23 protein-coding genes and 2 pseudogenes are annotated in these 25,252 nt (G+C 66.9%); 10 read left to right on the top strand and 15 right to left on the bottom strand.

All coding sequences use genetic code 11. The features are described from left to right. Window positions 1–2 precede the first annotated feature (2 nt). Together BN972_RS31165 and BN972_RS09730 are read left to right on the top strand one after the other, a co-directional pair. Entirely contained in the window at window positions 3–1,067 is a 1,065-nt protein-coding gene (locus BN972_RS31165) for a hypothetical protein (RefSeq protein ID WP_390176204.1), read from the top strand. A gap of 20 nt (window positions 1,068–1,087) precedes the next feature. Beyond that, the gene (locus BN972_RS09730) at window positions 1,088–1,663 is read left to right on the top strand and encodes a TetR/AcrR family transcriptional regulator (RefSeq protein ID WP_036355712.1); all 576 of its coding nucleotides are present in this window, start codon (window positions 1,088–1,090) and stop codon (window positions 1,661–1,663) included. Window positions 1,664–1,722: 59 nt separating this feature from the next. On the opposite strand, the gene BN972_RS09725 is transcribed toward BN972_RS09730, so the two are convergent. From BN972_RS09725 to BN972_RS09705, 5 genes are all read right to left on the bottom strand, one after another. Then, on the bottom strand, window positions 1,723–1,914 hold the full coding sequence (locus tag BN972_RS09725; RefSeq protein ID WP_036357160.1) for a helix-turn-helix domain-containing protein: 192 nt from the start codon (window positions 1,912–1,914) through the stop codon (window positions 1,723–1,725). A gap of 77 nt (window positions 1,915–1,991) precedes the next feature. Then, complete coding sequence (locus tag BN972_RS09720) at window positions 1,992–3,620, bottom strand: ABC-F family ATP-binding cassette domain-containing protein (RefSeq protein WP_036355708.1); 1,629 nt, start codon at window positions 3,618–3,620, stop codon at window positions 1,992–1,994. Between the two features lie 30 nt (window positions 3,621–3,650). After that, window positions 3,651–4,487 (bottom strand): enoyl-CoA hydratase, encoded by an 837-nt coding sequence (locus BN972_RS09715; RefSeq protein ID WP_261785910.1) that lies wholly within the window; start codon window positions 4,485–4,487, stop codon window positions 3,651–3,653. Window positions 4,488–4,523: 36 nt separating this feature from the next. Next, window positions 4,524–4,868, bottom strand: a complete 345-nt coding sequence (gene trxA, locus BN972_RS09710) for a thioredoxin (protein WP_036355702.1) — start codon at window positions 4,866–4,868, stop codon at window positions 4,524–4,526. A 7-nt stretch (window positions 4,869–4,875) separates the two neighbouring features. Continuing rightward, complete coding sequence (locus tag BN972_RS09705) at window positions 4,876–6,891, bottom strand: heavy metal translocating P-type ATPase (RefSeq protein ID WP_051545345.1); 2,016 nt, start codon at window positions 6,889–6,891, stop codon at window positions 4,876–4,878. A gap of 280 nt (window positions 6,892–7,171) precedes the next feature. On the opposite strand from BN972_RS09705, the gene BN972_RS09700 reads away from it, so the two are divergent. Together BN972_RS09700 and BN972_RS09695 are read left to right on the top strand one after the other, a co-directional pair. Further along, window positions 7,172–8,101, top strand: coding sequence for a PE family protein (locus BN972_RS09700; protein WP_036355699.1), 930 nt, complete (start codon window positions 7,172–7,174; stop codon window positions 8,099–8,101). 79 nt (window positions 8,102–8,180) lie between these two features. Further along, window positions 8,181–10,010 (top strand): acyl-CoA dehydrogenase, encoded by a 1,830-nt coding sequence (locus BN972_RS09695; RefSeq protein ID WP_036357158.1) that lies wholly within the window; start codon window positions 8,181–8,183, stop codon window positions 10,008–10,010. Window positions 10,011–10,096: 86 nt separating this feature from the next. On the opposite strand, the gene BN972_RS30255 is transcribed toward BN972_RS09695, so the two are convergent. Continuing rightward, window positions 10,097–10,270, bottom strand: a complete 174-nt coding sequence (locus BN972_RS30255; protein ID WP_235192395.1) for a hypothetical protein — start codon at window positions 10,268–10,270, stop codon at window positions 10,097–10,099. A 28-nt stretch (window positions 10,271–10,298) separates the two neighbouring features. Between BN972_RS30255 and BN972_RS09690 the strand changes: the two genes are divergently transcribed. Next, entirely contained in the window at window positions 10,299–10,796 is a 498-nt protein-coding gene (locus tag BN972_RS09690; RefSeq protein ID WP_051545185.1) for a DUF5666 domain-containing protein, read from the top strand. Window positions 10,797–10,933: 137 nt separating this feature from the next. Here BN972_RS09690 and BN972_RS09685 read toward each other — a convergent pair whose 3' ends face one another. From BN972_RS09685 to BN972_RS09655, 7 genes and pseudogenes are all read right to left on the bottom strand, one after another. Further along, the gene (locus BN972_RS09685; RefSeq protein ID WP_036355695.1) at window positions 10,934–11,302 is read right to left on the bottom strand and encodes a metal-sulfur cluster assembly factor; all 369 of its coding nucleotides are present in this window, start codon (window positions 11,300–11,302) and stop codon (window positions 10,934–10,936) included. Then, a pseudogene (gene sufU / locus BN972_RS09680) lies at window positions 11,277–11,766 on the bottom strand (Fe-S cluster assembly sulfur transfer protein SufU). The gene BN972_RS09685 and the pseudogene sufU overlap by 26 nt, the downstream one beginning before the upstream one ends. Continuing rightward, window positions 11,763–13,007, bottom strand: coding sequence for a cysteine desulfurase (locus BN972_RS09675; protein WP_036355691.1), 1,245 nt, complete (start codon window positions 13,005–13,007; stop codon window positions 11,763–11,765). The pseudogene sufU and the gene BN972_RS09675 overlap by 4 nt, the downstream one beginning before the upstream one ends. 1 nt (window position 13,008) lies before the next feature. Next, complete coding sequence (gene sufC / locus BN972_RS09670; RefSeq protein ID WP_036355688.1) at window positions 13,009–13,791, bottom strand: Fe-S cluster assembly ATPase SufC; 783 nt, start codon at window positions 13,789–13,791, stop codon at window positions 13,009–13,011. A 7-nt stretch (window positions 13,792–13,798) separates the two neighbouring features. Next, window positions 13,799–14,968, bottom strand: a pseudogene (sufD, locus tag BN972_RS09665) (Fe-S cluster assembly protein SufD); the annotation flags it as partial. After that, on the bottom strand, window positions 14,965–16,404 hold the full coding sequence (gene sufB, locus BN972_RS09660; RefSeq protein ID WP_036355684.1) for a Fe-S cluster assembly protein SufB: 1,440 nt from the start codon (window positions 16,402–16,404) through the stop codon (window positions 14,965–14,967). The pseudogene sufD and the gene sufB, both read right to left, overlap by 4 nt. Beyond that, the gene (locus tag BN972_RS09655; protein WP_235192428.1) at window positions 16,401–17,177 is read right to left on the bottom strand and encodes a helix-turn-helix transcriptional regulator; all 777 of its coding nucleotides are present in this window, start codon (window positions 17,175–17,177) and stop codon (window positions 16,401–16,403) included. Before BN972_RS09655 ends, sufB begins: the two co-directional genes overlap by 4 nt. A gap of 60 nt (window positions 17,178–17,237) precedes the next feature. On the opposite strand from BN972_RS09655, the gene mptB reads away from it, so the two are divergent. The 4 genes from mptB (at window position 17,238) to BN972_RS09635 (ending at window position 21,742) form a co-directional block, all read left to right on the top strand. Continuing rightward, window positions 17,238–18,959 carry a polyprenol phosphomannose-dependent alpha 1,6 mannosyltransferase MptB gene (mptB, locus tag BN972_RS09650; RefSeq protein WP_036355681.1) on the top strand — a complete coding sequence of 574 codons (1,722 nt, stop codon included), beginning with the start codon at window positions 17,238–17,240 and terminating at the stop codon, window positions 18,957–18,959. Then, entirely contained in the window at window positions 18,956–19,897 is a 942-nt protein-coding gene (locus BN972_RS09645) for an ABC transporter ATP-binding protein (protein ID WP_036355679.1), read from the top strand. Before mptB ends, BN972_RS09645 begins: the two co-directional genes overlap by 4 nt. A 59-nt stretch (window positions 19,898–19,956) precedes the next feature. Continuing rightward, window positions 19,957–20,667: an ABC transporter permease gene (locus tag BN972_RS09640; protein ID WP_235192427.1), complete on the top strand. Its 711-nt coding sequence runs from the start codon at window positions 19,957–19,959 to the stop codon at window positions 20,665–20,667. A 145-nt stretch (window positions 20,668–20,812) separates the two neighbouring features. Continuing rightward, the gene (locus BN972_RS09635) at window positions 20,813–21,742 is read left to right on the top strand and encodes a COX15/CtaA family protein (protein ID WP_200869722.1); all 930 of its coding nucleotides are present in this window, start codon (window positions 20,813–20,815) and stop codon (window positions 21,740–21,742) included. On the opposite strand, the gene BN972_RS09630 is transcribed toward BN972_RS09635, so the two are convergent. Then, the gene (locus BN972_RS09630) at window positions 21,692–22,519 is read right to left on the bottom strand and encodes an ATP-grasp domain-containing protein (RefSeq protein ID WP_036355671.1); all 828 of its coding nucleotides are present in this window, start codon (window positions 22,517–22,519) and stop codon (window positions 21,692–21,694) included. The genes BN972_RS09635 and BN972_RS09630 overlap by 51 nt on opposite strands. A 19-nt stretch (window positions 22,520–22,538) precedes the next feature. Here BN972_RS09630 and BN972_RS09625 point away from each other — a divergent pair, with 19 nt between their 5' ends. Continuing rightward, window positions 22,539–23,516 carry a quinone oxidoreductase family protein gene (locus BN972_RS09625; protein WP_036355669.1) on the top strand — a complete coding sequence of 326 codons (978 nt, stop codon included), beginning with the start codon at window positions 22,539–22,541 and terminating at the stop codon, window positions 23,514–23,516. Here BN972_RS09625 and BN972_RS09620 read toward each other — a convergent pair. Beyond that, on the bottom strand, window positions 23,513–25,060 hold the full coding sequence (locus tag BN972_RS09620) for a PPE family protein (RefSeq protein WP_036355666.1): 1,548 nt from the start codon (window positions 25,058–25,060) through the stop codon (window positions 23,513–23,515). The genes BN972_RS09625 and BN972_RS09620 overlap by 4 nt on opposite strands. Window positions 25,061–25,252 lie beyond the last annotated feature (192 nt).

Below are 25,252 nucleotides of genomic sequence, written 5' to 3'. Positions count from 1 at the left end.
AGATGAACTACCTGGCATCGCCGCCGTTGGTGGTCGCTTACGCCCTGGCCGGCACCATGGACTTCGACTTCGAATCCGACCCGCTGGGCAAAGACAAAGACGGCAATGACGTCTTCCTGAAGGACATTTGGCCGTCGCAGAAGGACGTCTCGGACACCATCGCCTCGGCGATCAACCAGGAGATGTTCACCAGTAACTACGCCGACGTGTTCAAGGGTGACGAGCGGTGGCAGAACCTGCCCACGCCGAGCGGCAACACCTTCGAGTGGGACCCGGACTCGACGTATGTGCGCAAGCCTCCGTACTTCGACGGCATGCCCGCCGAGCCCGAGCCGGTGGCCGACATTACCGGCGCCAGAGTGCTTGCGCTGCTGGGTGATTCGGTGACCACCGACCACATCTCCCCCGCCAGCAGCATCAAGCCGGGCACCCCGGCCGCGCAGTACCTCGACGAGCACGGCGTGGAGCGCAAGGACTACAACTCCTTCGGTTCCCGACGCGGCAACCACGAGGTGATGATCCGCGGCACGTTCGCCAACATCCGGTTGCGCAACATGCTGTTGGATGACGTTTCGGGCGGTTACACCCGTGACTTCACGCAGGACGATGCGCCGCAGGCCTTCATCTACGACGCGGCGCAAAACTATGCGGCGCAGGACATTCCGCTGGTGGTGCTGGGCGGCAAGGAGTACGGGTCCGGATCGTCGCGGGACTGGGCGGCCAAGGGGACGCGGCTGCTCGGGGTGCGCGCGGTGATCGCCGAGTCGTTCGAGCGCATCCACCGCTCCAACCTCATCGGCATGGGCGTGATCCCGCTGCAGTTCCCGGACGGCAAGTCTGCCAAGGACCTGGGACTCGACGGGACCGAGGTGTTCGACATCACCGGTATCGAGGAGCTCAACAACGGTAAGACACCGAAGACGGTGAAGGTCAAGGCCAGCAAGGACTCCGGAGACCCGGTCGAGTTCGACGCCGTGGTGCGGATCGACACACCCGGAGAGGCCGACTACTACCGCAACGGCGGCATCCTGCAGTACGTGCTGCGGAACATGCTCAAGTCTGGCTAGCGTCCACACCACGCCCGCTCGTGCCCAAAGTCAGCGAGGACCATCTGGAGGCCCGGCGCCGTCAGATCCTCGACGGTGCCCGCCGCTGTTTCGCCGAGTACGGCTACGACCAAGCCACGGTGCGACGGTTGGAGCAGGCGATCGGGATGTCGCGCGGCGCGATCTTCCACCACTACCGTGACAAGGACGCTCTGTTCTTCGCGCTGGCGCGCGAGGACACCCAGCGGATGGCGGAAGTCGCGTCGCGCGAGGGGCTGATTCAGGTGATGCGCAACATGCTTGCCACGCCCGAACAATTCGACTGGTTGGCCACTCGCCTGGAGATTGCCCGCAAGCTGCGGCACGATCCGGAGTTCAGCCGCGGCTGGGCCGAGCGGTCGGCCGAACTCGCCGCCGCGACCACCGAACGGCTGCGCCGCCAGAAGGAGGCCAAACGGGTGCGCGACGACGTGCCCAGTGACGTCCTGCACTGTTACCTGGATCTGGTGCTGGACGGGTTGGTGGCCCGCTTGGCTTCCGGGGAAGATCCGCAGCGCCTGGCAGCCGTGCTGGATCTGGTCGAAAATTCCGTGCGCACAACCGATTTGACCGATTGAGCGGACGAGCGCAGCGCTACTGCGAGCAAAGGGATTCTCGCAGTCGCGCTACGCCGCGTTCAGCGGGGCCGGGCGCGGTGGTTCGGCCCGCCGCGGCTGCGCATCGTGGTGCCCGACTCGCGCAGCATGCTGTGGACCGACCCGTAGGACCGACCGGTAGTAGCCGCCAGGTTGCGGATGCTGGCGCCCCTTTCGTAGGCGTTGCGCAACTCCTGCAACATCTCCTCGCGGGTCTTCTTCGACCTCCGCATCGGAACCTCCACGGCTATCCCCTGGCATTCAGGGTAAGAATCCGGCGGCGAGTTCGGGATGCTTTTGCCGAAACCGATCAGGCCAACTCGATGAGGTCCCGATACTCCTCGGACCAATAGTCCTCGGTGCCGTCGGGAAGCAGCAGGACACGCTGCGGATCCAGCGCCTCGGCCGCGCCCGGGTCGTGCGTCACCAGCACCACCGCGCCCTGGTAGCTGCGCAGCGCGTCCAGCACCTGCTCGCGCGAGGCCGGGTCGAGGTTGTTGGTCGGTTCGTCGAGCAGCAACACATTGGCCGTCGAGGCCACCAGCCCGGCCAGGGCGAGCCGCGTCTTCTCACCGCCGGACAGTGTGCCGGCGGGCTGGTCGAGTTGCGGTCCGCTGAACATGAACGCCCCGAGCAGGCCACGCAGGTCCTGCTCACCCGACTCGGGCGCGGCGTGCCGGATGTTCTGCCAAACGGTGGCGTCGTTGTCCAGGGTGTCGTGCTCCTGGGCGAAGTATCCGATCCGCATGCCGTGCCCGGGCTCCAAGCCGCCGGTGTCGGGTGTCTCGACCCCGGCCAGCAGCCGCAGCAGCGTGGTTTTGCCGGCGCCGTTGAGGCCCAGTACCACAACCCGCGAGCCGCGGTCGATCGCCAGGTCGAGGCCGGTGAACACCTCGAGGGAGCCGTAGGTCTTGCTCAACCCCTTGGCCACCAGCGGGGTCCGGCCGCACGGCGCGGGCGTCGGGAACTTGATCCGGGCCACCTTGTCGGCCACGCGTTCCTCATCGAGAGCGGCCATCATCCGATCGGCGCGGCGCAACATGTTCTGTGCTGCAACGGCTTTGGTGGCTTTGGCGCCCAATTTGGCGGCCTGGGTGCGCAGCGCTGCCGCCTTGCGTTCGGCGTTGGCGCGTTCCCGGCGGCGACGCTGCTCGTCGGTCGCGCGAGCGTCGAGATACTTCTGCCAGGTCATGTTGTAGACGTCGACTTCGCCGCGCACGGCGTCAAGGAACCAGACCCGGTTCACCACGTCGGCGAGCAGATCCACGTTGTGGCTGATGATGACGAGGCCGCCGGTGTGGGAGCGCAGGAAGTCACGCAGCCAGCCGACCGAATCCGCGTCGAGGTGGTTGGTCGGCTCGTCCAGCAGCAGCGTGGTGGCCGACCCGGCCCCACTGTCAGAGGCGGCGAACAAGATCCGCGCCAGCTCCACCCGGCGGCGCTGACCGCCCGAGAGGGTGCGCAGCTGCTGGGTCAGCACCCGCTCCGGCAAACCGAGGCTGGCGCAGATGCGCCCCGCCTCGCTTTCCGCGCCGTAGCCGCCGAGCGCGACGAACTGCTCCTCGAGCTGGCCATAGCGACGGATGGCGCGGTCGCGCGCATCGTCGTCGGCGACCTCAGCCATCAGTGCCTGCTGTTTTTCCAAATCGGTGAGCAGCACATCGAGGCCGCGGGCCGAGAGCACCCGGTCGCGCGCCAGCACATCAAGGTCGCCCTCTTTGGGGTCCTGCGGCAGATAGCCGATGTCACCCTTACGGGTGAGCGTCCCGGCATAGGGTTGGCCCTCCCCGGCCAGGATCCGCAGCGTCGTCGTCTTGCCGGCGCCGTTACGACCGACCAGTCCGATCCGGTCGCCGGGCTGCACCCGCAGGTCCGGACCATCGGGAGACAGCAGAATGCGCGCACCAGCGCGGACCTCAAGGCCCGTAGCCGTGATCACATTCGCTCCCTGGTCTTTGTCTTGCTTGTCTTACTTGTCGTCGGTGAAAACCGGCGGGCGCTTCTCCGCGCGCGCAGCAACTGCTTCTTCGAAGTTGGAGGTGAGCAGACGGACGAAAAGCTGTCCCAGGCCCTCGGCCTGCATGTGCCCCTCAAGGCTGCCGGCGTCCAGTCCACTCCACAATGTGCGTTTGGTCAACTCGATTCCCGGCCGCGAGAACGCCGCGATGCGTGCGGCGATCGCATAGCAGGTGTCGAGCAACTGCGCTCCGGGCACCTGACAGGAGACCAGCCCGATCCGCTCCGCCTCCTCGGCGCTGACGTCCCGGCCGGTGAGCATGATCTCGAAGGCACGGGACGCCCCGATGGCTCTTGGTAGCAGGTAGCTCAGGCCTAATTCGCTCGCGGTCAGACCATTGTTGATGCCGGCCGCCCGGAAATAAGCGCTGGTGGACGCAACGCGGATGTCGGCGGCTAGCGCCAGGCACAGCCCTCCGCCGATGGCCGCGCCGTTGACGGCTGCGATGACCGGTTGGTGCAGCCGCCGCAGCGCCAGGATGATGTCGTCGAGCAACTCCATCGACCGCAGCGCGTAGGTCGGGCGGGTCAGGTCCTCGACGTGCGGGACGGTTCCCGCGGACTTGTGATCAGCACCCGAGGAGAAGCCACGCCCGGCGCCGGTGAGGACCACCACACGCACCGAGTTGTCGTAGGTGACCTGCTCCAGGGTCTCTTTGAGCGGCACCATGACGTCAAACGCCATGGAATTCATTCGCTCGGGGCGATTGAGGGTGATGAGGGCGATCTCGGGCCGCGGATGTTCCAGGAGGACCAAACTCACCTTTGAACGGTAACGCAAGCCCGAGATTGCTGCGGCGCTGGCGAAGTCGCGTACGCCGCAGGCTCAGACTTCGGTGGCTTCGTCGAACTCGTAGGCCTTGAGTTGCTGCACCAGGTCTTCCAGCGCTGCGGGCGGCAGCGCGCCCGGCTGGTTGAACAGCAGCTTGCCCTTTTTGAAAGCCATCAGAGTGGGAATCGAGCGGATCTGGGCGGCCGCGGCCAATTCCTGCTCGGCCTCGGTGTCAACCTTGGCAAACACCACGTCGGGGTGGTTCTCCGAGGCGGCCTTGAACGTCGGCGCGAAGGCGCGGCACGGTCCACACCAGGACGCCCAGAAGTCAACCAGCACCATGTCGTTGCCGTTGACGGTTTCGTTGAACTGCGCAGCAGTTAAGTCTTGAGTGCTCACAGTCCCCTCAACGCCCGCCGGGTGGTCGTTGTTCCCGAGTCCGCGGCGTCCCAGCAAACCTTGCCATGGCGGCCCGCCAGCTGCGGTCGGTCAACAGGCGCATGCCGTTCAGCGCGACCAGCAAGGTCGACCCTTCATGACCCGCCACCCCCAGCGGCAGCGGCAACTGGCCGAACAGATCCCACAACACCAGCACCGTGATGCAGGTACCGGCGATGGCGAGGTTGGCCATCACCACCCGGCGAGCTTGCCGGGCCAGTGCGACGAGTGTCGGGATGGCGTGGAGTTCGTCGCCGACGGTGACGGCGTCCGCGGTTTGCAGCGTGAGGTCGGCGCCGGCACCCATGGCCACCGATGTCCATGCGGCGGCCATCGCGGGGGCATCGTTCACACCATCACCGACGACGAGCACCCGGTGACCCGCAGCCTGCAACTCGCGCACCGCCTCGACCTTCTGCTCGGGCAGCAGCCCGGCGCGCACCTCCCCGATCCCGGCCTCGGCGGCGGCCCGCCGCGCCGCGCGCCCGTTGTCGCCGGTCAACAGCACCGGCGGTGTCGACGTCAGCTCGGTCAGCGCCGCCACGGATCCGGCGGCATCGGCACGGATCCGATCGGTGAGCCCGAGGACTCCGACGGCCACCCCGTTGACGAGCACGATGGCGGCGGTCGCCCCGAGCGCCACTATGGACGCCAATTCGGCCGGGGCAACCCCACGGTAGCCGTGCGGATTGCACACCTCGACGAAGTCGCGGCCCACGGTGGCACGCACTCCGCGGCCCGGCACGGCCCGGAAGTCCTCGGCGGCGGGAATCACGACCTGACGGCGCCGCGCCTCCTCCACGACCGCCCGCCCCAGCGGGTGCTCACTGGATTGTTCTGCGGCAGCGGCTAATTGGAGAATCGCCGCCACGTCGAACAGTTCGGGCCGCAGCGCCTCGACGGTGGTGAGTCGCGGCGTGCCGCAAGTCAGCGTGCCCGTCTTGTCCATTGCGACGATGCTGGCATCGGCGAGGTGTTCCACCACCACCGCGCTCTTGACCAGAACCCCGTGCCGACCCGCGTTGGCCACCGCGGCCAGCAGCGGCGGCATGGTCGCCAGCACCACCGCGCACGGCGAGGCCACGATCATGAATGTCATGGCGCGCAACAGAACTGGTTGCAGCGGCTGGCCCAGCATCAGCGGAATGCTGATCAGGGCGAGGGTGGCTGCGACCACCCCGAGCGAATAATGCTGTTCGATTCGTTCAATGAAGAGTTGGGTTTTGGCTTTGGTGGCCGACGCCTCGGACACCAGTTGGACGATCCGGGCGACCACGCTCTGCGACGGGTCGCGGGTGACGACGAGATGCAATGCGCCCGACCCGTTGACGGTGCCCGCGAACACGTCATCTCCCGCCGACTTTGCCACTGGCATCGATTCGCCGGTGATGGAACGCTGGTCGACTTCTGACGAGCCCGACAGCACGGCGGCGTCGGCCGGGATTCGCTCACCGGGCCGGACCACCACGCGGTCGCCCACCGCCAACTCGGCGGCAGGCACCACCCGTTCCCGCCCGTCACCGTCGAGCACCACGGCTCGGTCGGGCGCCAAGTCCAGTAGTCCCCTCACGGAGTCCGCGGTGTGCTTGGTGGCAACCTCGTCGAGGGCACCGGAGGTCGCGAAAATCACTATCAGCAAGGCACCGTCGAAGATCTGTCCGATCGCAACCGCTCCGATCGCGGCGACGATCATCAGCAGATCCACGTCGAGCGCCTTGTTGCGCAGCGCCTGCGCTCCGGCCCATGCCGAACCCCAGCCGCCGGCCAGATAGCAGACCAGATACAGCGCCCACCAGACCGCGTGCGGCGCGCCGTTGAGCTGAGCCACCGAGCCGGCCAGGAAAAGCAGCAGCGCGACCGCCGCCCAGCGCACCGACATCACCGACCACAGCGCCGCATGCCAACTCATCGGACGGGCGACGCGGGGCGAAACGCGGGCGAGAGTGGCCTCAGAAGCGGTCGCTTCCAGGGCGGTCAGGGTCATTCCGGCGGCCTCGCAGGGGTGGGATTGGTCCGGCTGCACCGAGTGTATTGAGACCGACCGATGCGGAGGTCTCGGTTGTATCTCGGTATGTCATTGAATTGGCCTCTGGCACAAGGCATACGACGGCAACCTCAGTTGATGACCCGACATGGGCGGCGGGCCTAGAAAGACGCCGTTGAGCAGGCGGAATCCTTTGAAAAAATGCCTGACGATTTCATGATCAATGTTGCGAAATAGGGATACGATTCATCCGTTACAGACTCTTCGCAGGAGGTGCGGGATGTCGTTCGTGGTCGCAAATACCGATCTCGTTTCACAAGCGGCCGGGAATCTGTCCCGCGTCGGTGCACTGATCAATGAGGCCAATTCGGCGGCGGCTGCTGAGACCACCGCCGTCGTGGCCGCGGGAGCCGATGAAGTCTCAAGAGCCGTCGCGGCGGTCTTCGGCGCACACGCCCAGGGCTATCAAGCCATCAGCACCCAAATTGCGTCGTTCCATGAGCAATTCGTGCGCACCATGGCCGGCGGTGCGAACGCTTACGCGCTCGCGGAGGCGACGAACCTGGGTCCGCTGCAACCGGTGCTCGACGCGATCAACGCGCCGGCGAGGACACTCTTCAATCGCCCGCTGATCGGCAACGGCGCGGACGGCACGGCGGCAAACCCGAACGGTGAGGGCGGGGGAATCCTGTTCGGAAACGGCGGAAACGGCGTCAACGGTGGCAGCGGCGGGTCCGCGCTGCTGTTCGGCAGCGGTGGGGCCGGGGGCCAGGGCATTCCTGGCGGAGTCGGCGGCGCCGGAGGCAACGGCGGATTCTTCTATGGCAATGGGGGCGCGGGCGGCGGCGGATTCGCCGGCGGCGGTGCCGGCGGTAGGGCATGGTTGATTGGCAGCGGCGGTGCGGGTGGCAATTCCCTCTCCTTCGGCGGTGGCGGCAACGGCGGCGCCGCCGGATTCCTCGTGGGCAACGGCGGCGCCGGGGGCGGCGGCGGTAGCACCAGCAACGGTGGGTTCGGCGGCCAGGCCGGACTGATCGGGGACGGCGGGGACGGCGGCAGAGGCGGGACACTAAGCGGCAGCGGTGGCAATGGCGGAAATGCGCTCTTAGTCGGCAACGGCGGTGCCGGCGGCGGCGCCACCATCGGCAGCACTCCCGGTCAAGGCGGCCAGCGCGGGCTGCTCTTCGGCCAGAACGGCGCGAACGGTTAGCAGCCCTTACTTACGGTTGCGTACGTTTTTTCGCGTCGGAGACACTTAGGACCCACCAGCCTGAGTGGAAGGAACCGCAGTGGGGCATTACATCGCCAACGTCCGTGATCTCGAGTTCAACCTGCTCGAAGTTCTCGATGTCGGCGCCGTCCTGGGCACCGGTGATTACGCCGACCTGGACGTCGACACGGTCCGCACGATCCTGTCCGAGGCGGCCAGATTGGCCGAAGGGCCGGTTGCCGAAACGTTTGCCTTCGCCGACCGTAACCCGCCGGTGTTCGACCCGGCGACGCACAGCATCAGCGTCGCTCCGGAGTTGGTGAAGACGGTGCAGGCGATCAAGGACGCCGAGTGGTGGCGGCTCGGCATGGCCGAGGAGATCGGCGGCATGGCCGCTCCCCCGCCGCTGACCTGGGCTGTCAACGAGATGATCTATTGCGCCAACCCGTCGGTGTGCTTCTTCAACCTCGGCCCGGTGTTTTCGCAGTCGCTGTTCGTCGAAGGCAACGACGAACAGAAGCGTTGGGCCGCTTTGGGAATCGAGCGCGGTTGGCAGGCCACCATGGTCCTCACCGAGCCCGATGCCGGTTCCGATGTGGGCGCCGGCCGCGCCAAGGCGATCGAACAACCCGATGGCACTTGGCATATCGAAGGCGTCAAGCGGTTCATCTCCGGCGGCGACGTCGGCGACACCGCCGAGAACATCTTCCACCTGGTACTGGCGCGCCCTGAGGGTGCCGGCCCCGGCACCAAGGGCCTGAGCCTGTTCTACGTGCCCAACTACCTGTTCGACCCCGACACCGGCGAAATCGGTTCCCGCAACGGGGTATACGTCACCGGGCTCGAACACAAGATGGGCCTGAAGTCCTCGCCCACGTGCGAGGTCACGTTCGGGGCCACGGATGTGCCTGCCGTCGGGTATCTGGTCGGCGGCGTGCACAACGGGATCGCGCAAATGTTCACCGTCATCGAGCACGCGCGCATGACGATCGGCGTCAAATCGGCGGGCACCCTGTCGACTGGCTACCTGAACGCCCTCGCCTATGCCAAGGAACGGATCCAGGGCGCGGACCTGACGCAGATGACGGACAAGACCGCGCCGCGGGTGACGATCATGCACCACCCCGATGTGCGTCGCAGCCTCATGACCCAGAAGGCTTACGCCGAAGGCCTGCGGGCGCTGTACCTCTACGCCGCGGCACACCAGGATGACGCTGTGGCAGAACGTGTTTCGGGTGCCGATCACGACATGGCACACCGTGTGGATGATCTGCTGCTGCCCATCGTCAAAGGCGTGGGATCCGAACGTGCCTACGAGATCCTGACCGAGTCGCTGCAGACACTGGGTGGCTCGGGCTTCCTGACCGATTATCCCCTCGAGCAGTACATCCGCGACTCGAAGATCGATTCGCTCTACGAGGGCACCACCGCTATTCAGGCGCTGGACTTCTTCTTCCGCAAGATCGTGCGGGACCACGGCCGGGCGCTGCAGCACGTGACGACTCAGATCAACAAGACCCTGGAGAACACCGACGAATCTCTTAAGGATCAATCCGAATTGGTCCAGCGCGCACTTGAAGACGTGACGGCCATGACCACCGCGCTGATGGGATACCTGATGTCGGCCGCCCAACACCCCACCGACATCTACAAGGTGGGTTTGGGCTCAACGCGCTACCTGTTGGCCGTCGGGGACCTGCTGATCGGCTGGCGACTGCTGGACCAAGCCAATGTGGCGCAGGCGGCGCTGGCGGGCGAACCATCGGACGGCGACCGGGCGTTCTATCAGGGGAAGGTCGCGGTGTCGGCGTTCTTCGCCAAGAACATGCTGCCCAAGCTAAGCGGAGTGCGCAGCGTCATCGAACAAATTGACGACGAAATCATGCGCATGCCAGAAGACGCCTTCTAAACACACAGCTAGTACAAAGCTGCCGCGGGTAGACCCGCTTGTTGGGACTAGCCCACGATTGGAGCAGCTTTGATGTCTTCGCGCACTCACCGGCCCGCCCGGTTCGCCGTCTTGACGCTCGCAGCGATAACCGCGCTGTCGGTCGCCGCTTGCGGCTCGTCGAACAAGGCCGGTCCGCCCGCACCATCGGCCACGTCGAGCACATCGACGGCAGCCGCGGCACCGCCGCCCGAAGGCCAATCCCGGGTCAGCGGACTCATCGCATCGGTCTCAGGCAGCGCGGCACAGGTGACGCAACAGAATGACCAGGGAAACACCAGCGCGACAGTCGATTTCACGCCGTCAACCAAGATCACCGAGGTCACCCCCGCAGTGCTGACCGATGTCACCCCGGGCAGTTGCGTCACCGTGCTGACCCGGGAAGCTCCGAACGGTCAGCCCGCCACCGCAACCATGGTGCGGATCAGTCCCGCGGCCGACGGCAAGTGCCCGCAGCCCAAGGAACCCGCCAAACGCCCGGCCATCAACGGCACCGTCGCGTCCGTCACCGGTAGCACCCTCAACATCACCACCGATGCCGCCCCGGCGTCGGCCACCGTCACCACCAAAACCCGCTACACCAAACAGAACCCCGCGACCAGCCAAGCCATCACCGCGGGCAAATGCCTGACCGCGCGAGGAACTCAGGGCGACGGCGGCGTGCTGCAGGCGAGCTCCATCAGCCTGCGACCGGCGGTCGACGGCAAGTGTGGGCCCGGTGGTAAGCCACACGGGCACGGCGGATGATGACCGACCTAACCGCCGTCCTTTACGATGCGAGCCACCGCTGGGGCGACTTCTCTCGGGCAAGCGTCCTGAAAGAAATGCTTGGCCGGCAATAGCATTGCGTCCTCGACACCGAGATACCGCGCCGCCGAGTTGGCTCAGACGGTGAAACCGAGCGCGCGCAGCTGCTCGCGGCCCTCTTCGGTGATCTTGTCCGGACCCCACGGCGGATTCCAGACCCAGTTGATCCGGATCTCGTCGACCAGGCCGGCGCCCACCAGCGCGGATCGCGACTGGTCTTCGATGACGTCGGTGAGCGGGCAGGCCGCGGACGTCAGTGTCATGTCGATGAGCGCGATGGTTCCCTCGTCGCCCTCTTCGAGATTCATCCCGTAGACCAGGCCGAGGTCGACGACGTTGATGCCCAGTTCCGGGTCGACCACGTCGCGCATCGCCTCCTCGACTTCGGCGAGGAAATTCTGGTCGGACGCGCTGGTGTCGCTACCGGGCGCGGTGGTCTCGCTCATTGGTCAACCTCCTCGAGGATCGCGTGGGCCTGCGCCAGGGCGTCTTTGAACGCCATCCAGCCGAGCAGCGCACATTTCACCCGCGCCGGATACTTGGCCACTCCTGCGAACGCTACTCCGTCACCCAAAACGTCCTCGTCACCCTGCACGTTCCCGCGCGAAGAGACCATCTCGGTGAACGCATCGAGGGTGCGCAGCGCTTCGGGCACGCTCTGCCCGATCACCTGCTCGGTCAGCACCGATGTCGAGGCTTGACTGATCGAACACCCCTGCCCGTCGTAGGAGATGTCGGAGACGGTCGCGCCGTCGTCAGAGAGCGCGACTCGCAGCGTGACCTCGTCACCACAGACGGGGTTGACGTGGGACACCTCGGCGGCGAATGGTTCGCGCAGCCCGCGGTTATGCGGGTGCTTGTAATGGTCCAGGATCACGTCCTGGTAGATCTGCTCGAGACGCACCGTCAGGCTCTCCCGAAGAATTCGATCGACCGCTGTACGCCGGCCACCAGACGGTCCACTTCCTCGGCGGTGTTGTACACCGCGAACGACGCCCGGGCGGTGGCGGCCAAACCGAACCTGCGGTGCAGCGGCAACGCGCAGTGGTGCCCGACCCGCACGGCGACACCGTCGTCGTCGAGCACCTGACCGACGTCGTGCGCGTGCACACCGTCGACCACGAACGAGACCGGAGATCCACGGTCGGCCATCGACGTCGGGCCGACGATGCGGACCCCGTCGATGCCGGACAGCCCCTCGATAGCTCGCGCAACCAAGTCACGTTCGTGCAATTCAACGGCGCCCATGCCGATCGCGCCGAGATAGCGCGCGGCGGCGGCCAGACCGACCACCTGCGAAGTCATCGGGGTGCCGGCTTCGAAGCGCTGTGGGGCCGGCGCGTAGGTGGAGGTCTCCATGGTGACGGTCTCGATCATCGAGCCACCGGTGATGAACGGGGGCAGCGAGGCGAGCAGCTGCCGGCGTCCGTAGAGCACCCCGATTCCATTAGGACCCAGCATCTTATGCCCTGAGAACGCCGCGAAATCAACGTCCAGCTCGTGGAAGTCGACGGGCTGGTGCGGCACCGACTGGCAGGCGTCCAGCACAGTCAGTGCGCCGACGGCCTGGGCTCGCGCCACCAGTTCCGGCACCGGCGCCAATGCACCGGTCACGTTGGAATGATGACTGAACGCAACGACTTTCACGGTACTGTCGAGTTCCAGTGAGTCGAGATCGATGCGGCCGTCCTCTGTCACGCCGAACCACTTGAGCGTGGCGCCGGTGCGGCGGGCCAGCTCCTGCCACGGGATCAGGTTCGCGTGGTGCTCGAGCTCGGTGGTGACGATCACGTCTCCGGGGCCCACCGCGCGCTCGAAACGGCTGTCCCCCAACACATACGACACCAGGTTCAGTGACTCGGTGGCGTTCTTGGTGAACACCAGTTCGTCGGCGTCGGCACCGACGAACGCGGCGATGTCGGCACGGCCCTGCTCGTAGGCGTCGGTGGCCTCTTCCATCAACTGGTGTGCACCGCGGTGCACACCGCCGTTGGAGGTGAGGAGAAACTCGCGTTCGGCGTCGAGCACCTGCAGCGGCCGTTGCGATGTCGCCCCGGAATCCAAGTACGCCAACTGATTTCCGCCGCGCATGATGCGCTTGAGGATCGGAAAGTCGGCCCGGATCGCCGTGAGGTCCAGCGCGGTGCTCATGTTATGCCCCAGTTACCGCCGTCTGCGTGAAGCGCACGTACCCGTTCTGCTCAAGTTCGTCGGCGAGTTCCGGACCACCCGACTCGGCGATGCGGCCGCCGACGAAGACGTGCACGAACTCGGGGTGGATGTAGCGCAAGATCCGGGTGTAGTGCGTGATCAGCAGGATGCCGGCGTCTTCGGCCTGGGCGTAGCGGTTGACGCCCTCGCTCACCACGCGCAGCGCATCGACGTCCAGACCGGAGTCCGTCTCGTCCAGGATGGCGATCTTGGGCTTAAGCAACTCGAGCTGCAGGATCTCGTGGCGCTTCTTCTCACCGCCGGAAAAGCCTTCGTTGACACTGCGTTCGGCGAATGCGGGGTCGATCTCGAGTGCGGCCATGGCCGACTTGACCTCTTTGACCCAGTGCCGCAGCTTGGGCGCCTCACCGCGGATGGCGGTGGCGGCCGACCGCAGGAAGTTCGACACCGACACGCCCGGCACCTCGACGGGGTACTGCATGGCCAGGAAGAGCCCGGCCCGCGCCCGCTCGTCGACGCTCATGGCCAACACGTCCGCGCCGTCCAGGGTGATCGACCCCGACGTCACCTGATACTTGGGGTGCCCCGCGACGGCGTAGGACAACGTCGACTTGCCGGAACCATTGGGGCCCATCAAGGCATGCGTCTCACCGGATTTCACCGTCAGGTCGACACCTTTGAGGATGGGGATCTCGCCCTGCCCATCGGTGGCGTTTGGGCCTGCGACGCTGACGTGCAGGTCTTTGATTTCCAATGTGGTCATACTGTTTTTCCGTTATTTCCAGTTCGTGTTCGATGGCGTCGGTCAAGCGCTCCCGGATCTCGGGCACCGCGATCTTGGCGATGATTTCGCCGAAGAACCCGCGAATCACCAGGCGGCGGGCCTGCTCTTCGGGGATGCCGCGGGAGCGCAGGTAGAACAGTTGCTCGTCGTCGAATCGTCCGGTGGCGCTGGCGTGCCCGGCGCCGACGATCTCGCCGGTCTCGATCTCCAGGTTGGGCACCGAGTCGGCGCGGGCGCCGTCGGTGAGCACCAGATTGCGGTTCATCTCAAACGTGTCGGTGCCGGTGGCTTCGGCGCGGATCAGCACATCTCCCACCCACACGGTGTGTGCGTCGGGTAACCGCGAGGACGGATCCCCTTGCAGCGCACCCTTGTACAACACGTTGGACCGGCAGTCCGGCTGGGCGTGGTCGACCAGCAGCCGCGATTCGAGGTGCTGGCCGTCGTCGGCGAAGTACAAACCCAGCAGGTCCGCGTCACCGCCGGGTCCGGCGAACCGCACGTTGGTGGCGGTCCGAACCACCTCGCCGCCAAGCGTGACGGTGACGTGGCGCAGCACCGCATCCTTGCCGAGCCGCGCGTGATGAGCGCTGACGTGCACCATGTCGTCCGCCCAATCGGCAATCGAGATGACGGTGAGTCGGGCGGCATCGTCGACGACGAATTCCACGTTGTCGGCGTAGGTTCCACTGCCCTTGTGGTCGATGACGACGACGGCCTCCGCCAGTTCAGCCACCCGGATCTGCAGATGCCCGTACGCGACCGCGCCGGCTCCGGGACCGGTGACGGTGACGTTCACCGGCTCGGCGACCTGGGTGTCGCGGGCGACGCTAACCAGGGTCGCGGAGTTGAACGACGAAAAAGCTTGCGCGGCAATGCGATCCGCGGGGACGCCGCCCTCGCCGAGCCGTTCGTCACCGCGGTGCACCCTCTCGGTCTGTACGCCTTTGTGCTCGCTGACGGTGATCGTGGCGTTGCCGGTGGCATGGGCGGACCCGTCGTGCAGACCGCGCAGCCGCTTCAGCGGCGTGAACCGCCAGATCTCATCCCGGCCGTGCGGCACCTCGAAGGCTTCGACATCGAAGGAGGAGAACAACTCTCCTTTGTTGAGTGCGGCGGCGGCTGATCCCGTGGGAGCGGTCGTAGGACTCGTCATCCCACAGAGCCCTCCATCTGCAACTCGATCAACCGGTTGAGCTCCAGCGCGTACTCCATCGGCAGTTCCTTGGCGATCGGCTCGACGAAGCCGCGCACCACCATTGCCATGGCCTCGTCTTCGGTCATGCCGCGACTCATCAGGTAGAACAGCTGGTTCTCGCTGACCTTGGAGACGGTGGCCTCGTGGCCCATCGTGACGTCGTCCTCGCGGATGTCGACGTAGGGGTAGGTGTCGCTGCGGCTGATCGTATCGACCAGCAGCGCATCGCATTTCACAGAGGAGCGCGACCCATGCGCTCCTTTGTTCACCTGCACCAGACCGCGGTAGGAGGTGCGGCCGCCACCGCGGGCCACCGACTTGGACACGATGTTGCTCGACGTGTTCGGCGCGAGATGCAGCATCTTGGCGCCGGTGTCCTGGTGCTGGTCCTCGCCGGCGAACGCGATCGACAGTACCTCGCCCTTGGCGTGCTCGCCGGTCATCCAGACTGCCGGGTACTTCATCGTCACCTTCGACCCGATGTTGCCGTCGACCCACTCCATGGTGGCGCCGGCCTCGGCGCGGGCGCGCTTGGTGACCAGGTTGTAGACGTTGTTCGACCAGTTCTGGATCGTCGTGTAACGGCAACGGCCACCTGGCTTCACGATGATCTCGACCACCGCGGAGTGCAGCGAGTCCGACTTGTAGATCGGCGCGGTGCAGCCCTCGATGTAGTGCACATAGGCGTTCTCGTCGACGATGATCAGCGTGCGCTCGAACTGGCCCATGTTCTCGGTGTTGATCCGGAAGTAGGCCTGCAGCGGGATGTCGACGTGCACTCCCGGCGGGACGTAGATGAACGAGCCGCCACTCCACACGGCGGTGTTGAGCGCCGAGAACTTGTTGTCACCGGCCGGGATCACGGTGCCGAAGTATTGCTGGAAGATCTCCGGGTGCTCACGCAGGCCGGTGTCGGTGTCCAGGAAGATGACACCCTGGGCCTCCAGGTCCTCGCGGATCTGGTGGTAGACGACCTCGGATTCGTACTGCGCCGCCACACCGGCAACAAGACGCTGCTTTTCGGCCTCGGGGATGCCGAGCCGGTCGTAGGTGTTGCGGATGTCTTCGGGCAGCTCTTCCCAGCTGGCCGCCTGCTTTTCGGTGGAGCGCACGAAGTACTTGATGTTGTCGAAGTCGATTCCTTCGAGGTTGGATCCCCAGTTCGGCATCGGCTTCTTGTCGAACGTGCGCAGGGCCTTCAGGCGGGTCTCGAGCATCCACTCGGGCTCGTTCTTCTTCGCGGAGATGTCACGCACCACCGCCTCGGACAACCCCCGCTGCGCGCTGGCACCGGCCACGTCGGAGTCGGCCCAGCCGTAGCCGTACCGGCCGAGCGAGTCGATGGTCTGCTCCTGGGTGAGCGGCTCGGCGGTCCGTGCGGCTTCGAGTGTCATGAGGACGCTCCTTTGTTGGTGGTTGAGCGCGGGCTGGGCGCCGGGGTAAGTGGTACGTGGGTGGTGCAGGCGCAGTCGCCGTTGACGATGGTCGCCAGCAGCTGTACGTGGGTGCCGAGCACGTCCGACATGGCTTGCTGCTCGGCTTCGCACAATTCCGGGAATTCCTCGGCGACATGAGCGACTGGGCAGTGGTGCTGGCAGATTTGCACACCGTGGATGGGCCCGCCCACCCGGGTGGTGGTAGCGACGTAGCCCGCCTTCGTCAACGCGTTGGCGATCCGCTCCGAAGCGGCTTCCACAGCGGCCTCGTCCGGCCCCTCCGCCGCGTCGACATCGGCCAGTAGCGCGTCGATGCGGCGCCTGGCGAATTTCCGCACGGCCTCGTCGCCGCCAATCTCCCGCAATTGACGCATCGCCGCGGCGGCCAGATCGTCGTAGGCGTGGTCGAGCTTGCCGCGGCCCGCCGCCGTCAACCGGTAGCGCTTGGCCGGCCGGCCACGTCCGACCTGCTGCCATGGCGCGGCAGGCACGGACTCGGCGTCACCGGCCTCGATCAGCGCGTCGAGGTGACGCCGAACCCCGGCGGCGGTCAGGCTCAAACGCTCGCCGATCTCGCCGGCAGTAATCGAGCCGGATTCCAGCAGCAACCGCACGATCGCGCGGCGGGTGTGACCATCCGACCCGGCAGCACCGGCCGCGGGCACGGCAGCGTCCAGCTCGGTTCGGATTTTCACAACACCAGTGTGACGCAATTCCGGCAGCCGGTCCAGGAAGGGTGCCCTATCAACTGCGTTGCGCTGGTCACAGGTGCCCGGGGCTAGTCTGCTCTGATGGCAGCCCGCCACCACACCCTGAGCTCGTCGATCGCCAGCCTGCACGGCGACGAGCAGACGGTGGGCAAACCCCTCAACGCCGCCGAGCTCACGGCGCTCAAACGCACCCGGTTGTTCGGTGCCACGGGCACCGTGCTGATGGCTATCGGCGCGCTGGGCGACGGCGCGCGGCCGGTTGTCCAGGACCCCACCTTCGGCGTGCGGCTGCTGAACCTGCCGTCGCGGATCCAGACCGTGTCGCTGACCATGACCACCACCGGCGCGGTCATGATGGCGCTGGCCTGGTTGATGCTCGGCCGCTTCGCGATCGGCAAGCGGCGGATGTCCCGCGGCGACGTGGACCGCACCCTGGTGTTGTGGATGCTGCCGCTGCTGATCGCACCGCCGATGTACAGCAAAGACGTCTACTCCTACCTTGCCCAGAGTCAGATTTCGCTGGAAGGCCTCGACCCGTACCGGGTGGGACCGGCCTCCGGCCTGGGCCTGGGCCATGTGTTCACCCTCTCGGTACCGAGCCTGTGGCGGGAGACACCGGCGCCCTACGGCCCACTTTTCCTGTGGATCGGCCGGGGCATTTCGTCGATCACCGGGGAGAACATCGTTGCGGCGGTGCTGTGTCACCGGCTGGTGGTGTTGCTCGGCGTGGCGTTGATCGTGTGGGCGACGCCGCGGCTGGCGCGGCGCTGCGGCGTGGCCGAGGTCAGCGCGTTGTGGCTGGGCGCGGCCAATCCGCTGCTGTTCATGCACCTGGTCGCCGGCATCCACAACGAGGCGTTGATGCTCGGCCTGATGCTGACCGGCGCCGAGTACGCCCTGCGCGGCATCGACGCCACCCGTTCGCTCAAACCGGACTCCTGGCGCATCGGGCCGGACTGGCAACCGCTGGGCATGTTGGTGGGGGGCTCGATCCTGATCGTGCTGTCGTCGCAGGTGAAGCTGCCGTCGCTGCTGGCGCTCGGCTTCGTGACGATGGCTCTGGCGTACCGGTGCGGCGGCACGTTGAAGGCGCTGCTGTTGTCCGGTGGCGCGATGGCGGCGTTGTCGCTGGCGGTGATGGGACTGGTCGGTTGGGCCAGTGGGCTCGGTTTCGGCTGGATTTACACGCTGGGCACCGCGAATGTGGTGCGCAGCTGGATGTCGCCGCCCACGCTGCTGGCGCTGGGCACCGGCCAGGTGGGCATTCTGCTGGGGCTGGGCGATCACACCACCGCGGTGTTGTCCCTGACCCGTGGCATCGGTGTGCTCATCATCATGGTCCTGGTGTGCTGGCTGCTGGTGGCGGTCTTCCGCGGCCGGTTGCACCCCATCGGGGGCCTCGGAGTGGCGCTGGGCCTGACGGTGCTGCTGTTCCCCGTCGTGCAGCCGTGGTATCTGCTGTGGGCGATCATCCCGCTGGCGGCCTGGGCGACCCGGCACGGATTCCGGGTGGCCGTGATTGTCATCACCCTGATCATCGGCATCTTCGGACCCACTGCCAACGGCGACCGCTTCGCGCTGTTCCAGATCGTTGACGCCACCCTGGCCAGCGCGTTCATCGTGGTGGTACTGATCGCGCTGACCTACACCCGACTACCGTGGCGGCCGCTGCCCAACGGTGACGGCGCCGCGCCGACCGAGGCGGTGGCCTCCTCAACGCCCACTGATCCTGTGACCCCGGCCACCCCGCGGAGCACTCCCCGTCCCGAGGCGACAACCGACGCCTACGCTGACTCCACGTGAGCTCACTCCCCCAGGACCGCGACATCGCGGTGCGGCTGCGCGGGGTATGCAAGCAGTACGGGTCCGTCACGGCCGTGTCCAGCCTCGATCTCGAGGTGCATACCGCTGAGGTGTTCGCGTTGCTGGGCCCCAACGGTGCCGGCAAGACCACCACCGTGGAGATGTGCGAGGGCTTCACCCGTCCCGATGCCGGCACCATCGAGGTGCTCGGTCTGGACCCGATCGCCGACAACGCCCGCCTGCGCACGCGCATCGGCGTGATGCTGCAGGGCGGCGGGGGGTATCCGGCGGCCCGCGCCGGCGAGATGCTCAGCTTGGTGGCGTCCTACGCCGCCGACCCGCTGGACCCGCAGTGGCTGCTGGAAACGCTCGGGCTCACCGAAGCCGCCCGCACTACCTACCGGCGGCTGTCCGGCGGCCAGCAGCAGCGCCTCGCGCTGGCGTGCGCGCTGGTGGGACGCCCCGAGCTGGTGTTCCTGGACGAACCCACCGCCGGCATGGACGCCCACGCCCGGCTACTGGTATGGGAGCTGATCGACGCGCTGCGCCGCGACGGCGTCACGGTGGTGCTCACTACCCACCAGCTCAAGGAGGCCGAGGAACTGGCCGACCGGTTGGTAATCATCGACCACGGCGCGACCGTCGCCGCCGGCACGCCCGCCGAGCTGATGCGCAGCGGTGCCAAAGACCAGCTGCGCTTCACCGCGCCGCCACGGCTTGACCTGTCCCTGCTGGCCTCCGCGCTGCCCGAGGACTACCAGACGACGGAGGTAACGCCGGGTGAGTACCTCGTCGAAGGCCCGGTCGGTCCCCAGGTGCTGGCGACGGTGACGGCATGGTGCGCGCAGATCGACGTGCTGGCCACCGATATGCGCGTCGAGCAACGCAGCCTCGAAGACGTCTTCCTCGATCTGACCGGCCGGAGGTTGCGGCAGTGAGCGACCTGTTCCCAGCGGGCACGTTCACCCCGGACCCCCGCCCCAACGTCGTGTCCAGGATGCTGCTCGCGCAGTTCAGCCTCGAAGCCAAGCTGCTGCTGCGCAACGGCGAGCAGCTGCTGCTGACGATGTTCATCCCGATCACGCTGCTCATCGGGCTCACCCTGCTGCCGCTGGGTTCGTTCGGGCCGCACCGGGCCGCGGTGTTCGTGCCCGCCATCATGGCGCTGGCGGTGATCTCGACCGCGTTCACCGGGCAGGCGATCGCGGTGGCATTCGACCGGCGCTACGGAGCGCTGAAGCGGCTCGGCGCGACCCCGCTGCCAGTCTGGGGCATCATCACCGGCAAAGCGCTGGCCGTCATCTTCACCGTGTTCCTGCAGTCGGTGGTGTTGGGCGCCATTGGTTTTGCGCTGGGCTGGCGGCCGGCGTTCGCGGCGCTGGCGTTGGGCGCTGTGGTCATTGCGCTGGGCACCGCGGGATTCGCTTCGCTGGGCTTGCTGCTGGGCGGGACCCTGCGGGCTGAGATCGTGCTGGCGCTGGCCAACCTGCTGTGGTTCGTGTTCGCCGGTCTGGGCGCTCTGACACTCGAGAGCGGAATGGTTCCCACCGCCGTCAAGTGGGTGGCGCGAGTGACGCCGTCGGGCGCACTGACCGAGGCCTTGTCGCAGGCGATGAGCCTGTCGGTGGACTGGTTCGGGCTTGCGGTGTTGGTGGTGTGGGGCGTTCTCGCGGCGCTGGCCGCGCGAAGGTGGTTCCGTTTCACCTAGGCGCGCGGGCTTGACTCTGCGCTCACGGCGCAAAAGTGCGAGTAGCTGACGCCATAGACGCAGAGTCAATGCAAGGGCGGCTTCTACTACGCAATGTAGTCGTCGCTACGATCGGGCGGTGGCCGTCGGACAAGCATTGCTGCGGGTGGTGGACAAGCTGCCGAACCCCAGCCTGCGTGTACAGCGCATCATCGCCGCGGCCGTCATACTCACCCAGGGCGGCATCGCGGTCACCGGCGCGATCGTCCGGGTCACCGCCTCGGGCCTGGGCTGTCCGACCTGGCCACAGTGCTTCCCAGGCAGCTTCACACCGGTAGCCGTCGCCGAAGTCCCTCGCATCCACCAGGCCGTCGAGTTCGGCAACCGGATGATCACCTTCGCGGTCGTCCTCACCGCCGCGCTCGCCGTCCTGGCCGTCACCCGCGCGCGCCGGCGCCCAGAAGTCCTGGTCTACGCCTGGCTGATGCCGGCCTCGACAGTCGTCCAGGCCATCATCGGTGGCATCACGGTCCGCACCGGACTGTTGTGGTGGACGGTGGCGATCCACCTGCTGGCGTCCATGACAATGGTCTGGTTGTCGGTACTGCTCTTCGTCAAGGTCGGCGAGCCCGACGATGGCGTGGTCCACGAACGGGTCGTCAAGCCGCTGCGGCTGCTCACAGTGCTGAGCGCGATGAATCTGGCCGCGGTGCTGGTGACCGGGACGCTGGTGACCGCGGCGGGTCCGCATGCGGGCGATAAGAGCCCGAGCCGGACGGTGCCGCGCCTCAAGATCGAGATCACCGACCTGGTGCACGCGCACTCGTCGCTGCTGGTGTCCTATTTCGCACTGCTGGTGGGTCTGGGGTTCGGCTTGCTGGCGGTGAACGCCGCCCAGCCTGTCAGGCGGCGGCTCGGAGTGCTGCTAGTGCTGGTGTTCGCGCAGGCCGGCGTCGGCACCGCCCAGTACTACACCGGGGTACCGGCGGTCCTGGTCGCCATCCATGTGGCCGGCGCGGCGGCCTGCACCGCCGCCACCGCCGCGCTATGGGCCTCGATGCGAGAACGGACCCAGCCCGAACCGCTCGAGAGCTGACTCGACGGCAACCGCGAAACCGCGCAGCGCCAGCCCGCGGGTGTCGGCGTCCAACCGCAGCCAGCCCAGCGACGGGTCGATCAGCTGAACCTCGAGCACCCGCCCACCGAGCAAGTGGACCCGTGCATAGAGCAAATCCCCGAGATCGGCCAACGCTGCCGCGCCTACGTCCCACAGCTCGAAATCGGCATCTCCCTGATGCAACGCATTGTCGACGGCAGTGAACGCATGCGACGGTTTCCCACCGATGAAGACCAGCACCGTTTCTTCGGCCACACCGGACTGCACGAACACGCTCTGGCCGGCCTCGTGGCGTTCGGCGATGTAGGTGTGCGCGTCGAACCGGTCGCTGAAGCGCTTCGTCCCGGTCCCAACGGTCGGGCCGACGAAGACCCGGCCGGTCTGCGGCAACCGGACCTGATCACCGGGCGCGTACACCTCGCCCGGAAGCGTCGGGACCCCGCGTTGCGCGAGATCGCCGAGATACCGGCGGTCGACGTTCCATGCGACCACCGCGGGCGGGTTCAGCAGGTTCTGCACCCGGCGCGTCCAGGTCAGGAATTCCTCCAGACGACCGGGAAAGTCGTGGGTGGCCCGCAATATGACCAGATGTGCCGCACCGGTTTCTGGGTCATCCCAGGACAACCAACGGGCATGCAGGCCCCGCCGGCGCAGCGCCGCAACCAGCCCGGCGTCATCCGCCTCGCCCGCGGGGTTTCGGGGGCACCCGGCCAGCACGATGCGCGGATGGAAGGTGTCCGGTCGGGCGAGCTTCATGCCCGGGCATGATATCGACATGCATGCGATAGAAGTCAGCCAAACCGGCGGCCCGGAAGTGCTGGGCTACAACGACGTGTCCCAACCGGAGCCCGGTCCCGGTGAGGTGCTGATCCAATCCGAAGCCATCGGGGTCAATTTCATCGACACCTACTTCCGCACGGGCCAGTACCCTCGCCCACTGCCCTTCGTGCTCGGCTCGGAAGTGTGCGGCACCGTCGTTGCGCTGGGGTCGGAAGCCGGACCCGATCTCAGCGTGGGTGACCGGGTGGTCAGCGCCTCGGCCAACGGGGCATACGCCGAATTCGCCACGGCCCCAGCGTTTCTCACCGCCAAGGTACCCGACGGCATCTCCCCGCAGGTCGCCGCCTCGGCACTGCTGAAAGGACTGACCGCGCAATACTTGCTCAAATCCGTGTATCCGGTGCAAAGCGGGGACGACATACTCGTGCACGCCGGCGCCGGTGGTGTCGGGCTGATCCTGACGCAATGGGCGACGCACCTGGGCGCCAGGGTGATCACCACCGTCTCCAACGAAGAGAAGGAACGGTTGTCTCGGCAAGCCGGCGCCGCCGAGGTGCTCCCCTATCCGCAGGACTCCTATCAGTTCGGGCAGCGCGTGCGGGAACTCACCGGGGGTACCGGAGTGGCGGTCGTGTACGACGGCGTGGGCGCAACCACGTTCGACGCCAGCCTGGCCAGCCTGGCCGTGCGCGGAACGCTGGCCCTGTTCGGTGCGGCCAGCGGGCCCGTTCCCCCGTTCGACCCGCAGCAGCTCAACTACGCCGGATCGGTGTACCTGACCCGCCCGTCCCTGGCCCACTTCGTCCGCAGCGCCCAGGAGTTCAGCTGGCGGGCCGAAGAACTGTTCGAGGTGATCGCCAGCGGAGCCATACGGATCGAGGTCGGCGGCACGTATCCACTGGCCGAAGCCGCACGGGCGCATTCCGACCTGGAGGGGCGTAAGACCACCGGGTCGATCGTGTTGCTGCCTTAACCGTCCTCGGCAGGCTCCCAAGACCCCGGCAGCAAAGGAATCGTCGGCCCACCACCGAATCCGTCGTCGGCCACCACCGCGAGTCCGGCCGCTTGCCGACGGCGTTCTGCCGCGGTGCCGGCAAAACCCAGCGGTCCCGCGCCGGATGCGGAAGCCGCCGGCTCCTCAACGTCGTCGGGTCCCACGTCGACGTACTCGTCGGCGTAGGCGCGCAGTGGTTCGTCCTGCTTACGGCGTCTGCGTTTGCGACGGCGCGACGCGGCCGCCGCGGCCGCCGCAGCGCTGTCCGGCTCGGGCGCCTTGGCCTGGGCGCTGACAGGACTGCGCGTCTTCGACCCCGAATCGAATCCGATGCCCGGACCACCACCGATCGCGTACGGCACAAATGCGGTGCCGGCCGCCGGAGGGGCAGACGGTGGCGCTGAAGTGGCGACCGAGCCCGCGGCGGAGACCGGAGCTCCGGGCGCAGCGCCTCCGACGGACCCGGCCAGCGTCGGGGCGACCGCGACCGCCGGCGCAGTGCCAGCCGCCGCGGCTACCGGGGCCAGCGCCGGGGCCAGCGCGGGAACTTCGGCCACGGGAAGCGGCAGCGCCAGCACGGCCGCGGCCGCGGCAGCGCTGGCCGCCGCCGCTGGCAGCGTGGACAATGTCGACCACAACGGCGACGTACCGAGCACCGCTGCCAGCACCGGGTGCGCCACCAAATACACGACGATCTGGGCGGGGGTGATGCCGCCGAGTGACTGCAGGGCGGCGATCGGGTTGGTCAGCAAGAGCTGGATCCAATCCTGCAGGCCCTGAAAGTCCTGCACAAACAGGAACAGTCGGGAGACCCAATAGCCCGGCTGGCCCGGTGTCGTGTAGGAGGCGTACGGGATTCCGTTGATGGTGCCGTTGACGGGGTCCCAGTCCATGCCGATCAGCCGCAGGGCGAACTGGAAGAGCTGCTGCGGGATCTGTTGAAGCTGTTCCAGCGGGTTCGATGTAGCGGCGCTCGCAGTGTCCGACTTCACAATCGGCGGTGCTTCGACGCTCCGGGGGGCGGCCGCCACTGCCGTGCCCGACACGGCTTCGTAGGTCGCCATCGTCGTCGCGGCCTGAATCCACATCCGGACGTAGTCCGCCTCGTTGAGTGCGATCGGGATGGTATTGATGCCAAAGAAATTGGTGGCGACCAGCACTCCGTGGATGACGTGGTTGGCGGCCAGTTCCGGCAATGTCGGCATCGCTGCTAGCGCGGTCGTGTACGCCGCGGCCACCGTCTCGTGCTGGGCGGCGACGGCGCCGCTGTCCGCGCTGGCTTTCGTCAACCAGGCCACGTACGGCGCGTGGGCGGCCACGTACGTTTCGGCGCTCGGCCCCTCCCATGCCGAGCCCTGCGCGGCTGCCAGCAGCCCAATGAGTTCTTCTGCAGCTGAGGCATATTCGGCGCTCAATGAGCTCCATGCTCCGGCCGCGGCCAACAAAGGCCCCGGTCCCGGCCCACTGCTCAGCAACGCCGAATGCACCTCTGGTGGCGATGCCATCCAGACGGGCGCGGTCAAGATCAGCCGGTCGCCGCCGGACCCTCGTCAAATGCCCCCCCGCAGGCACAGGAAGTGTCCAGCCCCCGGAAAGCGACAAACAAAGTCATGCCAGACACTCCTCCCTTTGACGGGGTGATTGTTAGAAATGAGCTGTTACAAGCAGATTCGATATCGCGACGGGACGTATCGCAAACCGAGTAGGCCGTCGCG

It is taken from the genome of Mycobacterium asiaticum DSM 44297, from assembly GCF_000613245.1.
Classification (GTDB): domain Bacteria; phylum Actinomycetota; class Actinomycetes; order Mycobacteriales; family Mycobacteriaceae; genus Mycobacterium; species Mycobacterium asiaticum.
This window is presented reverse-complemented; position numbering and strand designations above follow the sequence as displayed.

Coding starts and splice junctions, on each gene's coding strand:
- BN972_RS31165 (WP_390176204.1), top strand. CDS start 3: ATGAACTACCTGGCATCGCCGCCGTTGGTGGTCGCTTACGCCCTGGCC.
- BN972_RS09625 (WP_036355669.1), top strand. CDS start 22,539: ATGCATGCGATAGAAGTCAGCCAAACCGGCGGCCCGGAAGTGCTGGGC.
- BN972_RS09705 (WP_051545345.1), bottom strand. CDS start 6,891: ATGACCCTGACCGCCCTGGAAGCGACCGCTTCTGAGGCCACTCTCGCC.
- BN972_RS09640 (WP_235192427.1), top strand. CDS start 19,957: ATGCTGCTCGCGCAGTTCAGCCTCGAAGCCAAGCTGCTGCTGCGCAAC.
- BN972_RS09685 (WP_036355695.1), bottom strand. CDS start 11,302: ATGAGCGAGACCACCGCGCCCGGTAGCGACACCAGCGCGTCCGACCAG.
- BN972_RS09675 (WP_036355691.1), bottom strand. CDS start 13,007: ATGAGCACCGCGCTGGACCTCACGGCGATCCGGGCCGACTTTCCGATC.
- sufC (WP_036355688.1), bottom strand. CDS start 13,791: ATGACCACATTGGAAATCAAAGACCTGCACGTCAGCGTCGCAGGCCCA.
- BN972_RS09700 (WP_036355699.1), top strand. CDS start 7,172: ATGTCGTTCGTGGTCGCAAATACCGATCTCGTTTCACAAGCGGCCGGG.
- BN972_RS09630 (WP_036355671.1), bottom strand. CDS start 22,519: ATGAAGCTCGCCCGACCGGACACCTTCCATCCGCGCATCGTGCTGGCC.
- sufB (WP_036355684.1), bottom strand. CDS start 16,404: ATGACACTCGAAGCCGCACGGACCGCCGAGCCGCTCACCCAGGAGCAG.
- BN972_RS09725 (WP_036357160.1), bottom strand. CDS start 1,914: ATGCGGAGGTCGAAGAAGACCCGCGAGGAGATGTTGCAGGAGTTGCGC.
- mptB (WP_036355681.1), top strand. CDS start 17,238: ATGGCAGCCCGCCACCACACCCTGAGCTCGTCGATCGCCAGCCTGCAC.
- BN972_RS30255 (WP_235192395.1), bottom strand. CDS start 10,270: ATGAGTCCGCTGACCCGGGATTGGCCTTCGGGCGGCGGTGCCGCGGCT.